Source organism: Pseudomonas sp. (assembly GCF_050739995.1).
Lineage (GTDB): Bacteria > Pseudomonadota > Gammaproteobacteria > Pseudomonadales > Pseudomonadaceae > Aquipseudomonas.
On sequence record NZ_JBOICG010000083.1, the window covers coordinates 1 to 13797 of the forward strand.

At 60.5% G+C, this 13797-nt stretch carries 12 protein-coding genes; 9 read left to right on the top strand and 3 right to left on the bottom strand.

Going from position 1 to position 13797, the window contains the following annotated elements; translation table 11 throughout:
* Nucleotides 1-19: 19 nt before the first annotated feature.
* Nucleotides 20-1075: a biotin synthase BioB gene (gene bioB / locus ACRESD_RS02790; RefSeq protein ID WP_016974158.1), complete on the bottom strand. Its 1056-nt coding sequence runs from the start codon at nucleotides 1073-1075 to the stop codon at nucleotides 20-22.
* Between the two features lie 92 nt (nucleotides 1076-1167).
* On the opposite strand from bioB, the gene ACRESD_RS02795 reads away from it, so the two are divergent.
* From ACRESD_RS02795 to rarD, 5 genes are all read left to right on the top strand, one after another.
* Nucleotides 1168-1905 (top strand): ComF family protein, encoded by a 738-nt coding sequence (locus ACRESD_RS02795; RefSeq protein ID WP_431749527.1) that lies wholly within the window; start codon nucleotides 1168-1170, stop codon nucleotides 1903-1905.
* A 57-nt stretch (nucleotides 1906-1962) separates the two neighbouring features.
* Nucleotides 1963-2727 carry a TOBE domain-containing protein gene (locus ACRESD_RS02800; protein ID WP_431749528.1) on the top strand — a complete coding sequence of 255 codons (765 nt, stop codon included), beginning with the start codon at nucleotides 1963-1965 and terminating at the stop codon, nucleotides 2725-2727.
* Nucleotides 2728-2809: 82 nt separating this feature from the next.
* Nucleotides 2810-4708, top strand: coding sequence for a PhoX family protein (locus tag ACRESD_RS02805; protein WP_431749529.1), 1899 nt, complete (start codon nucleotides 2810-2812; stop codon nucleotides 4706-4708).
* Between the two features lie 161 nt (nucleotides 4709-4869).
* On the top strand, nucleotides 4870-5844 hold the full coding sequence (locus tag ACRESD_RS02810; RefSeq protein ID WP_431749530.1) for a serine/threonine protein kinase: 975 nt from the start codon (nucleotides 4870-4872) through the stop codon (nucleotides 5842-5844).
* 122 nt (nucleotides 5845-5966) lie between these two features.
* Nucleotides 5967-6851, top strand: a complete 885-nt coding sequence (gene rarD / locus ACRESD_RS02815) for an EamA family transporter RarD (protein WP_431749531.1) — start codon at nucleotides 5967-5969, stop codon at nucleotides 6849-6851.
* A 222-nt stretch (nucleotides 6852-7073) separates the two neighbouring features.
* Here the strand turns inward: rarD and ACRESD_RS02820 are convergent, their stop codons facing one another.
* Entirely contained in the window at nucleotides 7074-7586 is a 513-nt protein-coding gene (locus ACRESD_RS02820) for a glycine cleavage system protein R (RefSeq protein ID WP_431749532.1), read from the bottom strand.
* Between the two features lie 267 nt (nucleotides 7587-7853).
* Between ACRESD_RS02820 and ACRESD_RS02825 the strand changes: the two genes are divergently transcribed.
* Nucleotides 7854-10031, top strand: coding sequence for a malate synthase G (locus ACRESD_RS02825; protein ID WP_431749533.1), 2178 nt, complete (start codon nucleotides 7854-7856; stop codon nucleotides 10029-10031).
* Between the two features lie 91 nt (nucleotides 10032-10122).
* Here ACRESD_RS02825 and ACRESD_RS02830 read toward each other — a convergent pair whose 3' ends face one another.
* Nucleotides 10123-10569, bottom strand: coding sequence for a response regulator (locus ACRESD_RS02830; protein WP_431749534.1), 447 nt, complete (start codon nucleotides 10567-10569; stop codon nucleotides 10123-10125).
* A 246-nt stretch (nucleotides 10570-10815) separates the two neighbouring features.
* On the opposite strand from ACRESD_RS02830, the gene ACRESD_RS02835 reads away from it, so the two are divergent.
* The 3 genes from ACRESD_RS02835 to ACRESD_RS02845 form a co-directional block, all read left to right on the top strand.
* The gene (locus tag ACRESD_RS02835; protein WP_431749535.1) at nucleotides 10816-12738 is read left to right on the top strand and encodes a putative nucleotidyltransferase substrate binding domain-containing protein; all 1923 of its coding nucleotides are present in this window, start codon (nucleotides 10816-10818) and stop codon (nucleotides 12736-12738) included.
* On the top strand, nucleotides 12735-13442 hold the full coding sequence (locus ACRESD_RS02840; RefSeq protein ID WP_431749536.1) for a 3'-5' exonuclease: 708 nt from the start codon (nucleotides 12735-12737) through the stop codon (nucleotides 13440-13442). The genes ACRESD_RS02835 and ACRESD_RS02840 overlap by 4 nt, the downstream gene beginning before the upstream one ends.
* A gap of 100 nt (nucleotides 13443-13542) precedes the next feature.
* A partial coding sequence (locus ACRESD_RS02845) for a sigma factor (protein WP_431749537.1) occupies nucleotides 13543-13797 on the top strand: 255 nt, incomplete at its 3' end.

Consider the following 13797-nt stretch of genomic DNA (forward strand, 5'->3'; position numbering starts at 1 on the left):
CCGTTGGATTGCATTTCAATCAAACAACAGCGTTGTAGAACTGCTCGCTGCTTTTCTGCTCCACCAGTGCCTGCTCAATCGCCGCCTGATGCACCTCATCCGCGTGCTCTTCGCGGGCTTCGGGCAGGATGCCCAGGCGCGAGAACAGTTGCATGTCCTTGTCGGCCTGCGGGTTGGCGGTGGTCAGCAGCTTGTCGCCGTAGAAGATCGAGTTGGCGCCAGCGAAGAACGCCAGGGCCTGCATCTGCTCGTTCATCGCCTCACGGCCGGCCGACAGGCGCACATGGGACTGCGGCATCAGGATGCGCGCCACCGCAAGCATGCGGATGAAGTCGAACGGGTCGATGTCTTCGGCGTTTTCCAGCGGCGTACCGGCGACTTTTACCAACATGTTGATCGGCACTGACTCCGGGTGCTCCGGCAGGTTAGCCAGCTGGATCAACAGGTTGGCGCGGTCGTCGAGTGACTCGCCCATGCCGAGGATGCCGCCCGAGCAGATCTTCATCCCGGAATCACGCACGTAGGCCAGGGTTTGCAGGCGCTCGCTGTAGGTGCGGGTGGTGATGATCGAGCCGTAGAACTCAGGCGAGGTGTCGAGGTTGTGGTTGTAGTAATCGAGGCCGGCCTGGGCCAGGGCTTCGGTCTGGTCCTGGTCGAGACGGCCGAGGGTCATGCAGGTTTCCAGGCCCATGGCCTTCACGCCTTTGACCATCTGCAACACATAGGGCATGTCTTTGGCCGACGGGTGTTTCCAGGCGGCCCCCATGCAGAAGCGGGTCGAACCGATGGCCTTGGCACGGGCGGCCTCTTCGAGGACCTTCTGCACTTCCATCAGCTTTTCTTTTTCCAGGCCGGTGTTGTAGTGGCCCGACTGCGGACAATATTTGCAATCTTCCGGGCAGGCGCCGGTCTTGATCGACAGCAGGGTCGACACTTGCACGCGGTTGGCATCGAAATGCGCGCGGTGCACGGTCTGCGCCTGGAACAACAGGTCATTGAACGGCTGCACGAACAGTGCTTTGACTTCGGCTAAGGACCAATCGTGACGCAGGGTGGCAGAGGTGCTGGCGCTCATGGGCGATTCCTTGATTATGCTTTGGCAAGCGCTGCGGGAAGGGCAATACCCACAGGCACGACACGGATGCTCGGCATATTTAAGGAAGAATCATGCACTGTCAACCAGGATACAAACACCAGGTTTACATCTGGTCAAAAAACAAACAAACATGTTTAATCTGCGATGAAACCACCGATTCAAGGGATTGCGTATGCAACGTCTGCGAAACCGAGCTGCCGTGGCTGATGGAGCAGTGCAACGTGTGTGCCCTGCCGCTGCCAATGGAGGGCCTGGTCTGCGGCCAATGCCAGAAACATCCACCTGCCTTTAAACAAGTGGTTGCGCCCTGGACCTACGGCTTTCCGATCGACACCTTGATCAGTCGCTTCAAGCACCAGTCGCGATGGCCACTCGGCCACATGCTCGCACGCCTGCTGGGGCACCACCTGCAACACCGCTTCGACAACGCCGAACTCACCCGACCCGACTGCCTGCTACCGGTGCCCATGGCGCGTAAACGCCTGCGCGAGCGCGGCTTCAATCAGGCGTTGATGCTGGCCCGCTGGCTCAGTGACGCCCTCAACCTCACCTGCGATAAACACCTGTTATTACGCCCCCATGAAACCGTGGCGCAACAAGCACTCGACGCCAAGACCCGCCAGCGCAATCTACGCGGCGCCTTTGCCTTGGCCGCCGATGCCCAGGTAGAAGACCGGCATTTCGCACTGGTGGACGATGTATTGACGACAGGCGCTACCGCCCACAGCCTCGCGCGTTTGTTGATGGCAGCCGGTGCGCGCCAGGTCGACGTGTACTGCCTGGCCCGCACGCCAAAACCGGGTACGTAACTTGACTCCCAGGCGCCAGGGCGGCAACGTCCGCTCATTCCATCGAAGCGTATCCCCATGTCTTTGCCCACCCTGCTCAGTCAACACATTGTCCGCCGCCCGCAGCGTATCGCCCTGCTGGCGCATATCGCCGAACAAGGCTCCATCACCCGCGCGGCCAAGAGCGCCGGTTTGAGCTACAAGGCTGCCTGGGACGCCATCGATGAACTGAACAACCTGGCGCAAAAGCCGTTGGTGGAACGCAGTGTCGGCGGCAAAGGCGGCGGCGGGGCCAAGTTGACGGCCGAAGGTGAGCGGGTATTGCGCCTCTACCAACGCTTGCAAGTGCTACAGGCCCAAGTGCTCGGCTCCGACGAGGCTGCCAGCGACTTCAATCTGCTGGGGCGCCTGATGCTGCGCACCAGTGCACGCAATCAGTTGCATGGCCAGGTCATCGCCATTGAACAGCATGGCCGCAACGATTTGATCCGCCTGCAACTGCCGGGAGGCTTGGTCCTCAATGCACAGATCACGCACGACAGTACGCAACACCTGGAGTTGGAAATGGGTGTAGAAGTGGTTGCCCTGATCAAAGCCGGTTGGCTGGAACTGCTCGCCGCCGAGCAAGCTGCAACACCTGGACACAATTGCATGAGCGGTGTCATCGAGACCATTTTTGACGCTGATGACGGCCCCAGCGAGGTGCGCATCACCCTGCGCAGCGGCCAGGTGTTGTGCGCCCTGGCGCAGCCCGCCGCGCTCCAGGCACTGGAGGCCGCCGAAGGCCGACCGATCCAGGTGCAGTTCGCCCCGAGCAATGTGTTGCTCGGCACGCCGGTATAGCGCTGCGCTCGCCTTCAAACTGCAACAATTTCGTCACGACGGCTCCTTAAGGTGTCTGCAAAAACCGCAGAGGGAGCCTGAAATGAGCCTATTAGAAGAAAACCAAGCCACCGACCTTGAACAGATGGTCGGCCTTACTCGCCGCCGCTTTATCGGTGCCGGCGCCCTCTGCGGTGCCGCGATGTTCCTGGGCGGTAACCTGCTCACCCGCAGCGCCCTGGCCATCAACGCCACCACCGCCAGCCCACTGCTTGGGTTCACCGGCATCGCCGCCGCCACCAGCGATGCCATCACCTTGCCGCCCGGCTACAGCGCTTCGGTGCTGATCAGTTGGGGCCAGCCACTGCACAAGAATGCGCCGGCTTTCGACCCGTCCGGCAACGGTACGGCCAAGGCCCAGGAGCAGCAGTTCGGCGATAACAACGACGGTATGAGCCTGTTTCCCTTCCCTGGCGACAACAACCGTGCGCTCATGGCGATCAACAACGAATACACCAACTACCGCTACCTCTACGCCCATGGCGGCGCGCCGCAATCGGCCGAAGATGTGCGCAAGGCTCAAGCCAGCGAAGGCGTGTCAGTGATCGAAGTGCGGCGCAAGGGCGACACTTGGCAGTTCGTCCAGGACTCGCGCTACAACCGCCGTATCCACGGCAACTCGCCAATCCGCCTGGGCGGTCCGGCCGCCGGCCACGCCTGGTTGAAAACCAGTGCCGACAAGTCCGGCAAAAAAGCCCTGGGCACCTTCCAGAACTGTGCCAACGGCAAGACACCGTGGGGTACCTATCTGACCTGCGAAGAGAACTTCACTGACTGCTTCGGCAGCAGCAACCCACAACAAAGCTTCGACGCCGGGCAAAAACGCTATGGCGTGGTCGCGGCCAGCAAAGACATCAACTGGCACCAGCATGACCCGCGCTTCGACATGGCCAAGAACCCCAACGAACTCAACCGTCACGGCTGGGTCGTGGAAATCGACCCATTCGACCCGAAGTCCACCCCAGTCAAGCGCACCGCCCTGGGCCGCTTCAAACACGAGAACGCGGCGCTGGCGGAAACCCGCGACGGCCGCGCCGTGGTGTACATGGGCGACGACGAGCGCGGCGAGTTCATCTACAAATTCGTCAGCCGTGACCCCATCAATCACCACAACCCCAAGGCCAACAAAGACCTGCTCGACCACGGTACTTTGTACGTGGCGATCTTCGACGCGGGTGACGGCAATGCCGACCACCCCAAGGGCAAGGGCCAATGGGTCGAACTGACCCACGGCAAAAACGGCATCGATGCCAGCAGCGGTTTCGCCAACCAGGCCGAAGTGCTGATCCATGCGCGCCTGGCCGCCAGTGTGGTGAAAGCCACCCGTATGGACCGCCCGGAGTGGATCGTGGTCAGCCCCACCGACGGCCAGGTCTATTGCACCCTCACCAATAACGCCAAGCGCGGTGAAGACGGTCAGCCCGTCGGTGGGCCTAACCCACGGGAGAAAAACGTCTACGGCCAGATCCTGCGCTGGAAAGCCGATAAGGATAACCACGGCGCCAGCGAATTTACCTGGGACCTGTTTGTGGTGGCCGGCAACCCGGGCGTACATGCCGGCACGCCGAAAGGCGGCTCCTCCAACATCAACCCGCAGAACATGTTCAACAGCCCCGACGGCCTGGGTTTCGACAAAGCCGGGCGCTTGTGGATCCTGACCGATGGCGACTACAGCAACGCGGGCGACTTCGCCGGCATGGGCAATAACCAGATGCTGTGTGCCGACCCGGCCACTGGGGAAATCCGTCGCTTCATGGTCGGACCGGTGGCATGCGAAGTGACAGGGATCAGCTTCTCGCCGGATCAAAAGACGCTGTTCGTGGGGATTCAGCATCCAGGCGAAACCGGCGGCTCGACCTGGCCGGAGCATCTGCCTAACGGTAAGCCAAGGTCGTCGGTGATGGCGATTCGGCGGGATGACGGCGGCATTATCGGCGCCTGATAGGGCCTCTTCGCAGGCAAGCCAGCTCCCACACTCGAATGGATTCACAGATCCAAATGTGGGAGGGGGCTTGCCCCCTATAGCGTCCGCACAGTCACCGCCTATCTATGCTGTTACCATACCCGGCCGGACGCGGCGCCCTGCTGCGCGCAGGAGTTCGCATGGCCCATCCGTTTGAAACACTCACTCCCGATCTGGTTCTCGACGCTGTCGAAAGCATCGGTTTCCTCAGCGATGCGCGCGTCTTGGCGCTCAATAGCTATGAAAACCGCGTCTACCAAGTGGGCATCGAAGACTCCGAGCCGCTGATCGCCAAGTTCTACCGGCCCCAGCGCTGGACCAACGAGGCGATCCTCGAAGAACACCGTTTCACTTTCGAACTGGCCGAGTGCGAAGTGCCCGTGGTGGCGCCACTTATCCACAACGGTGAAAGCCTGTTCGAACACGAAGGTTTTCGCTTCACCCTGTTCCCCCGCCGTGGTGGTCGGGCGCCGGAGCCGGGTAATCTCGATCAACTTTATCGCCTCGGGCAGTTGCTGGGCCGTTTGCATGCGGTGGGCTCCACCCGCCCGTTCGAACACCGTGAAGCACTGGGCGTGAAAAACTTCGGTCACGATTCCCTCACCACACTGCTGGAAGGCAACTTCATCCCCAAGAGCCTGTTGCCGGCCTACGAGTCCGTGGCCCGCGACCTGCTCAAGCGCGTGGAAGAGGTCTACAACGCCACCCCGCACAAGAACATCCGCATGCACGGAGATTGCCACCCCGGCAACATGATGTGCCGCGATGAGATGTTCCACATTGTCGACCTGGACGACTGCCGCATGGGCCCGGCCGTACAGGACCTGTGGATGATGCTGGCCGGCGATCGCCAGGAGTGCCTGGGCCAACTGTCGGAGCTGATGGACGGCTACCAGGAATTCCACGACTTCGACCCGCGTGAACTGGCGTTGATCGAACCCCTGCGCGCCTTGCGCCTGATGCATTACAGCGCCTGGCTGGCACGACGCTGGGATGACCCGGCGTTTCCCCACAGCTTCCCGTGGTTTGGCAGCGAGCGATATTGGGGAGACCAGGTGCTGGCGTTGCGTGAGCAACTGGCGGCATTGAATGAAGAACCACTGAAACTTTTCTGACCCTTGTGAATTAAATGTGGGAGGGGGCAAGCCCCCTCCCACATAAAACAAAGCAGGTCCCATCGCCCACCAAATGTACTTACAATCTCGCCTTTGTTAGCTGCCTAAGCAAGGATTCCACAATGCAAGCCGCCAACCCCCGCAAGGGGTACATCCTGGGCCTGAGTGCCTATGTCATCTGGGGTCTGTTCCCGCTCTACTTCAAAGCCATTGCCAGCGTTCCCGCCGCTGAAATCATCGTGCACCGCGTGCTGTGGTCGGCGCTGTTCGGTGGTTTGCTGTTGATGGTATGGAAACACCCGGGCTGGTTCCGCGAGCTGCTCGACAACCCCAAGCGCCTGGCCATCCTGGCGCTCAGTGGTTCATTGATCGCGGCCAACTGGCTGACCTACGTGTGGTCGGTGAACAGCGGGCGCATGCTGGAGGCCAGCCTGGGTTACTACATCAACCCGCTGGTGAATGTGCTGCTGGGTATGCTGATCCTGGGCGAACGCCTGCGCCGCCTGCAATGGATCGCCGTTGGGCTGGCGGCGGTGGGTGTGGCGCAACAAGTGTGGCAAGTGGGCAGTTTGCCGTGGGTGTCGCTGGTACTGGCGCTGACCTTTGGCTTTTACGGGCTGATCCGCAAACAGGCGCCGGTCAAGGCGTTGCCGGGACTGGTGGTAGAAACCTGGATGCTGGTGCCGATCGCAATCGCATGGCTGCTGTTCAACCCTTCGGCCCACAGCGCGCAAATGGCTTTCTGGAGCACCTCCGAAGCCTGGTGGCTGGTGGCCGCGGGCCCGGTAACGCTGATCCCGCTGGTATGTTTCAACGCCGCCGCACGGCACTTGCCCTACACCGCACTGGGCTTTTTGCAGTACGTCGCACCGACGTTGGTGCTGCTGGAAGCCGTGCTGCTGTTTGGCGAACATTTGGCGCCAAGCACCCTGATTGCCTTCGCCTTCATCTGGGCGGGGCTGGTGGTGTACAGCCTCGATGCCTGGATGAGCGTGCGCAAACGCTGATCAAATAACGAACAAACCTCTGCAAGCCACAGTGCACGTGGCTTGCAGACATCCACCCCAAGGTTACCCACAACCTGATCCCCGCCATTTGTGCACAAGCCCTTGAAACTGCTCGTTTTTTGCTCAAATAGCGGAGAAGCCCAGCCAGTATGGCCTGGCGTCGAGTCTCTACAGCTTATCCACAGGCCCATGCAAGATTTCCATGCATAACCTTGTGAGTAGTTATTCCTCGTTGTGCAGCTCAACCATCAAATCGTCCGCCAAGCCTTCCAAGGATTGCTGCAAAGCATCCAGGGACAGCGTTGCCGGCACCTGCAACAACGCCTCGGCGGTAAACAGCGGGTCACCGCTCATGGGAGCCGGGCGCACATCTGTGCTCAGGCTCTCCAGGTTCACGCCCTGCTTGCTCAACAGCGCCGTGATCTCGCGCACGATGCCCGAACGGTCATTCCCCACCAACGTCATCACAATCGACTTGGACGCCGACGCGTGCCCGCTGCTGCCCTCACCCACCAGCACGCGAATGCCGTGTGTGGATAAGTCCTCCAGCGCATTCACCAGGTTCTGACGGTTTTCAGCAGGCACGCTGACCCGCAATATCCCGGCAAACTGCCCGGCCATATGGGCCATACGGCTTTCCTGCCAACTGCCGCCGTGGGTGGCGATGTTGTGCGCGATGCGTTCAACCAGGCCGGGTTTGTCGGCGGCGATAATTGTGAGTACAAGATGGTCCATGGCAGCGCCCTCTGGGATTCAATCTACAAGGTGGACCCGAAGGTCCCCGATAACAAATCGTGTACCATTTTTATATTTATCTGGAACAATCCAATAGTTTTTTGAGAACATCCTGTTCTCCGCTGTGACCGTACGACCAAAGTGGGTCGCTAAACGACGTATTTAGTCTAATTTTCACAACCGCAAGTCATCATGTAGTATGCCAACCCGTGCACTACATAATGAAAATCTGAAACAGCGCATAAGCTCCGCAGAGTGAGGCAAGCAATGACTGAACACGTTCAAGTCGGTGGCCTGCAGGTCGCCAAAGTCCTGTTCGACTTCGTGAATAACGAAGCCATTCCCGGCACCGGCATCACTGCCGAGCAGTTCTGGGCCGGTGCCGACAAGGTCATCCACGATCTGGCACCGAAGAACAAAGCCCTACTCGCCAAACGCGACGATTTCCAAGCGCGGATCGACACCTGGCACCAGACCCACGCCGGCCAGGCCCACGACCCAGTGGCTTACAAAGCCTTCCTGCAAGACATCGGATACCTGCTGCCAGAAGCCGCAGACTTCCAGGCCACGACTCAAAACGTTGACGACGAAATCGCCCGCATGGCCGGCCCGCAGCTGGTCGTGCCGGTGATGAATGCCCGTTTCGCCCTCAACGCCTCCAATGCGCGCTGGGGCTCGCTGTATGACGCGCTGTATGGCACCGACGCCATCAGCGAAGCCAATGGCGCTGAGAAGGGCCAGGGCTACAACAAAGTGCGTGGCGACAAGGTGATTGCCTTTGCCCGTGCCTTCCTCGATGAAGCCGCGCCGCTGGCGGCGGGCAGCCACGTCGACTCCACCGGTTACAAGATCATCGATGGCAAACTGGTTGTCAGCCTCAAGGGCGGCAGCAACAGCGGCCTGCGCGACGACGCGCAACTCATCGGCTTCCAGGGCGACAGCGCCCAACCGACCGCCATTCTGCTGAAGCACAACGGCCTGCACTTCGAGATCCAGATCGACGCCAGCACCCCGGTCGGCCAGACCGATGCCGCCGGTGTCAAAGACGTGCTGATGGAAGCCGCGCTGACCACCATCATGGACTGCGAAGACTCCGTCGCCGCCGTCGATGCCGATGACAAAGTAGTGATCTACCGCAACTGGCTCGGCCTGATGAAGGGCGACCTGGCCGAAGAAGTGGCCAAGGGCGGCAAGACCTTCACCCGCACCATGAACGCTGACCGCGTTTATACCGGTGTGAATGGCCAGGACGTGACCCTGCACGGCCGTTCGCTGCTGTTCGTGCGCAACGTGGGTCACCTGATGACCATCGACGCGATCCTTGACAAAGCCGGTAACGAAGTACCGGAAGGCATTCTCGATGGGCTGATCACCAGCCTCGCGGCGATCCACAGCCTCAACGGCAACAGCAGCCGCAAGAACAGCCGCACCGGCTCCGTGTACATCGTGAAGCCGAAGATGCACGGCCCGGAAGAAGCCGCGTTCACCAACGAACTGTTCGGCCGCATCGAAGAGGTGCTGAACCTGCCGCGCAACACGTTGAAAGTCGGGATCATGGACGAGGAGCGCCGTACTACCGTCAACCTCAAGGCCTGCATCAAGGCGGCCAGCGAACGCGTGGTGTTCATCAACACCGGCTTCCTCGACCGTACCGGCGACGAGATCCACACCTCCATGGAAGCTGGCGCGATGGTGCGCAAAGCGGCGATGAAGGCCGAGAAATGGATCGGTGCCTACGAAAACTGGAACGTCGATATCGGCTTGAGCACCGGCCTGCAAGGTCGTGCGCAGATCGGTAAAGGCATGTGGGCCATGCCCGACCTGATGGCGGCGATGCTCGAACAGAAAATCGCCCACCCTCTGGCTGGCGCCAACACCGCTTGGGTACCTTCGCCGACCGCCGCTGCGCTGCATGCGTTGCACTACCACAAGGTCGATGTATTCGCCCGCCAGGCCGAGCTGGCCAAGCGCGAGCGAGCCTCGGTGGACGACATCCTGACCATTCCTCTGGCCAGCAACACCGATTGGTCCGAAGAAGAGATCCGCAACGAGCTGGATAACAACGCCCAGGGCATCCTTGGCTACGTGGTCCGCTGGATCGACCAAGGCGTCGGTTGCTCGAAAGTGCCGGACATCAACGATGTGGGCCTGATGGAAGACCGAGCCACCCTGCGCATCTCCAGCCAGCACATCGCCAACTGGCTGCGCCACGGCATCGTCAACGAAGCCCAGGTGATGGAAAGCCTCAAGCGCATGGCGCCGGTGGTGGACCGTCAGAATGCCGGGGACAAGCTGTACCGCCCACTGGCCCCGGATTTCGACAGCAACATCGCATTCCAGGCAGCGGTGGAGTTGGTGATTGAAGGGACCAAGCAGCCTAACGGCTATACCGAGCCGGTGTTGCACCGTCGGCGTCGGGAGTTCAAGGCCAAGAACGGCCTGTAAATGAAAAAGCCCTGATCACACGATCAGGGCTTTTTTGTTGGGATTATCAGGTAGACCCCGTTGAGCACATCGCAGGCAAGCCACCACAAGTTCAGGAAGCCATCCCCAACTCCCGCTTCACCATCTTCGCCAACTTCACGCTATCAATCGGCTTGAGCAAAAAGTCCACCACGCTCAAATGCATGGCATCGATCACGTCCGGCGCTTCGGCATCCCCCGAGATGATGATGATCGGCAACGCTGCGCGTGTGGATTCACGCACCTGGCGGATCAGCTCCAGGCCATTGCTGGGTGCCATGCGCAGGTCGGTGATCAGCAAACCGATGGAGCTGCTTTGCTTCAACAGGTCCCACGCCGTCTCACCACTGTCGGCGGTCATGCAACGAATGCCGTCCAGGCCCAGGATCTCTGCCAGCAGTTCCCGTGCGTCTTTGTCGTCATCGACGATCAACACACGTTGTGGTGGCAGATCAGGCTCCAGCATCACGGCGCTCAGCGCCTCACGTTCGGCATCGCTCAAAATATCGTGGTCGGACATACGTTTCTCAGCAGCTCTCATCAATCTCCCAGCACACTCGTCAGACATCTGCGGAAGGGCGAACAATGTGCACTTCGTCGGAAAGTTTGCCTAGTGGGCTTTCTACGGGGTTTGCACGTGGCCTTGTAAGGTTTTTCCCTAGTCGTGAATCGTTTAACCGCTACCTAGACTTACGTCCAATGGGCACCCGCAGCACGGCAGTTGACCATGCAGGACGATAACGACAAAAAAACTGCGGTCACTGTTATGAGTAAAGCTGATGCTTTCACGCAGGCGGGGAAAACTGCCGTGTTGCAGAACATCCACGGCACCCTGCAATTCCTGCAACGCTTTCCCCCGTTCAACCAGATGGAAAATGCCCACTTGGCCTTCCTGGTCGAGCAATGCCAACTGCGCTTCTATGCCCCCGGCGACAGCATCCTCAAACCGTCGGGTGGCCCGGTTGAGCACTTTTATGTCGTCAAGCAGGGCCGGGTCGTGGGCGAGCGACCGGACTCAACCGAAACCACCTTCGAAATCACCACCGGCGAATGTTTCCCCCTGGCCGCCTTGCTGGGTGAACGGGCCACCCGTACAGAACACAAGGCCGCCGAGGACACTTTCTGCCTGCAGCTGAACAAGCCGGCCTTTATCAAGCTGTTCGCCCTGTCCAGCCCGTTTCGCGACTTTGCCCTGCGTGGTGTCAGCAGCCTGCTGGACCAAGTCAACCAGCAAGTCCAGCAAAAAGCCGTGGAAACCCTCGGCACTCAATATTCGCTGAACACGCGTCTGGGCGAATTGGCTATGCGTCACCCGGTCACCTGCCGGCCCTTAACACCGCTGCGCGAGGCCGTGACGCTGATGCACGAGCAGCAAGTGGGCAGCATCGTGATCGTGGATGAGCACAAAGCCCCTCTGGGCATCTTCACCCTGCGCGACCTGCGCCAAGTGGTGGCCGATGGCACCAGTGATTTCAACCAGGCCATCGAAGGTCATATGACCCAGGCGCCGTTCTTTCTGACGCCGGACCACAGCGCCTTCGATGCCGCTATCGCCATGACCGAGCGACATATCGCCCACGTGTGCCTGGTCAAAGACCAGCGCCTGTGTGGCGTAGTGTCCGAGCGCGACCTGTTTTCCTTGCAACGGGTCGACCTGGTGCACCTGGCCCGCACCATCCGCAACGCACCGCGAGTGGAGAACCTGGTAGCGATTCGCGGTGAAATCGGCCAGTTGGTGGAGCGCATGCTGGCCCATGGCGCATCATCCACCCAGATCACCCACATCATTACGCTACTCAACGATCACACCGTGTGCCGGGTGATCGAGTTGACCCTGGCCGACAAAGGCGACCCCGGTGTGCCCTTCAGTTGGTTGTGTTTCGGCAGCGAAGGCCGCCGCGAGCAGACGCTGTTCACCGACCAGGACAACGGTATTTTGTTCGAAGCCAAGGACGCTGCCGAAGCCGCCGCAATACGTGCCCGGTTATTGCCCTTGGCGCAGCAGGTCAACCAGAGCCTGGCGTTGTGCGGCTTCAGCCTGTGCAAAGGCAATATCATGGCCGGCAACCCCGAATTGTGCCTGTCACGGGCCGAATGGGCGCGGCGCTTTGGGGCTTTCATACGCGAGGCGACACCGGAGAACTTGCTGGGCTCGAGCATCTATTTCGATCTGCGAGTGGTGTGGGGCGATGAGCGCGGTTGCGAACAACTGCGTCAGGGCATTCTGGATCAGGTGGCGGATAACCGGCTGTTCCAGCGCATGCTGGCCGAGAACGCCCTGCGCCAGCGCCCGCCAGTGGGGCGTTTCCGCGAGTTTGTATTGACGCGCAAAGGCGGCGAAAAGGCCACCCTCGACCTCAAGGTGCAGGGCCTGACGCCCTTTGTCGATGGCGCCCGCTTACTGGCCCTGGCCAACGGTATTCATGCCAACAACACCCTCGAGCGCCTGCGCCAACTGGTGCTCAAGGACGTCATCGAAGCGCTGGACGGCGCCGCCTATGAAGAGGCGTATCACTTTATCCAGCAAACCCGCATGCAGCAGCACCAGTTGCAAACCCGCGAGAACCAGCCGTACTCCAACCGTGTCGACCCCGACAGCCTCAACCACCTGGACCGCCGCATCCTGCGTGAATCCCTGCGCCAGGCCCAACGCCTGCAAAGCAGCCTGACCTTGCGGTATCAGCTGTGAACTGGCTGGGTTGGCTGCGCCCGAAACAGCCCGGGCTCAATGCGCTACAACAACAGTGCCTGGCGCAACTGCCCAAGCCCGCCATTCTGGGCGACGGCGCCTTACGCAGCCAGCGCTGGGTAGTGATGGACCTGGAAACCAGCGGCCTGAACCTCAACCGTGACCAGGTACTGTCCATCGGCGCCGTGGTGATCGAGGACGGGGCAGTGGATTTCTCACAGATGTTTGAACGTACCCTGCAAAGGGCCGAAACCAAGCTCAGCCCCAGCGTGTTGATTCACGGCCTGGGTCCCAGTGCGATTGCAGCTGGCAGCGATCCAGTGGAGGCACTGCTGGACTTCATGGAGTTCGTCGGCGACAGCCCGCTGCTGGCGTTCCATGCCCCCTTCGATCAACACATGCTGTGCCGGGCACTCAAGGACAGCCTGGGTTATCGCCTGGCCCATCCGTTTCTCGACGTCGCCGACATCGCCCCGCTGCTGTGCCCCGAAGCGAATATTCGCGAAGCCGGGCTCGACGACTGGATCAACCACTTCCGCCTGCAAGTAGGCGAACGCCATCACGCCAGCGCCGATGCACTGGCCACGGCGGAACTGATGCTCATCCTGTTCAGCCGCGCACGCCAGCAACAAATAGACTCGCCACAGCAGTTGCAAGAGCGTTTGAGCCAATGGAAACGGCGTAAACAAGCGCCATCGTTTTAATAGCACCGTCCGACAGACGCCAATTGCGCCCGCCCCACGCCTCTGACACAATCGCGAATAATTCTCGTTAGTTTAAACCTCTTGTTTATTCGGTGATGCCTTGTCGTCGGTTCCAAACCCACACAGTGAGCTGGTTGGCGCGTTGTATCGCGACCATCGTGGCTGGTTGTTGGCGTGGTTGCGACGCAACGTGGCCTGCCCAAGCCGTGCCGAAGACCTGAGCCAGGACACGTTCATCCGCCTGCTGGGCCGCGACGAGCTGCGCGAACCCCGTGAGCCACGGGCGTTCCTGGTGGCGATCGCCAAAGGCTTGTTGTTCGACTATTTTCGTCGCGCGGCGCTGGAACAGGCTTAC

Bases quoted from the DNA above. Each gene is read 5' to 3' on its own strand.
- ACRESD_RS02825 (WP_431749533.1), top strand. From the start codon at position 7,854: ATGACTGAACACGTTCAAGTCGGTGGCCTGCAGGTCGCCAAAGTCCTG.
- rarD (WP_431749531.1), top strand. From the start codon at position 5,967: ATGCAAGCCGCCAACCCCCGCAAGGGGTACATCCTGGGCCTGAGTGCC.
- ACRESD_RS02800 (WP_431749528.1), top strand. From the start codon at position 1,963: ATGTCTTTGCCCACCCTGCTCAGTCAACACATTGTCCGCCGCCCGCAG.
- ACRESD_RS02820 (WP_431749532.1), bottom strand. From the start codon at position 7,586: ATGGACCATCTTGTACTCACAATTATCGCCGCCGACAAACCCGGCCTG.
- ACRESD_RS02805 (WP_431749529.1), top strand. From the start codon at position 2,810: ATGAGCCTATTAGAAGAAAACCAAGCCACCGACCTTGAACAGATGGTC.
- bioB (WP_016974158.1), bottom strand. From the start codon at position 1,075: ATGAGCGCCAGCACCTCTGCCACCCTGCGTCACGATTGGTCCTTAGCC.
- ACRESD_RS02795 (WP_431749527.1), top strand. From the start codon at position 1,168: ATGCACTGTCAACCAGGATACAAACACCAGGTTTACATCTGGTCAAAA.
- ACRESD_RS02835 (WP_431749535.1), top strand. From the start codon at position 10,816: ATGAGTAAAGCTGATGCTTTCACGCAGGCGGGGAAAACTGCCGTGTTG.
- ACRESD_RS02810 (WP_431749530.1), top strand. From the start codon at position 4,870: ATGGCCCATCCGTTTGAAACACTCACTCCCGATCTGGTTCTCGACGCT.
- ACRESD_RS02830 (WP_431749534.1), bottom strand. From the start codon at position 10,569: ATGTCCGACCACGATATTTTGAGCGATGCCGAACGTGAGGCGCTGAGC.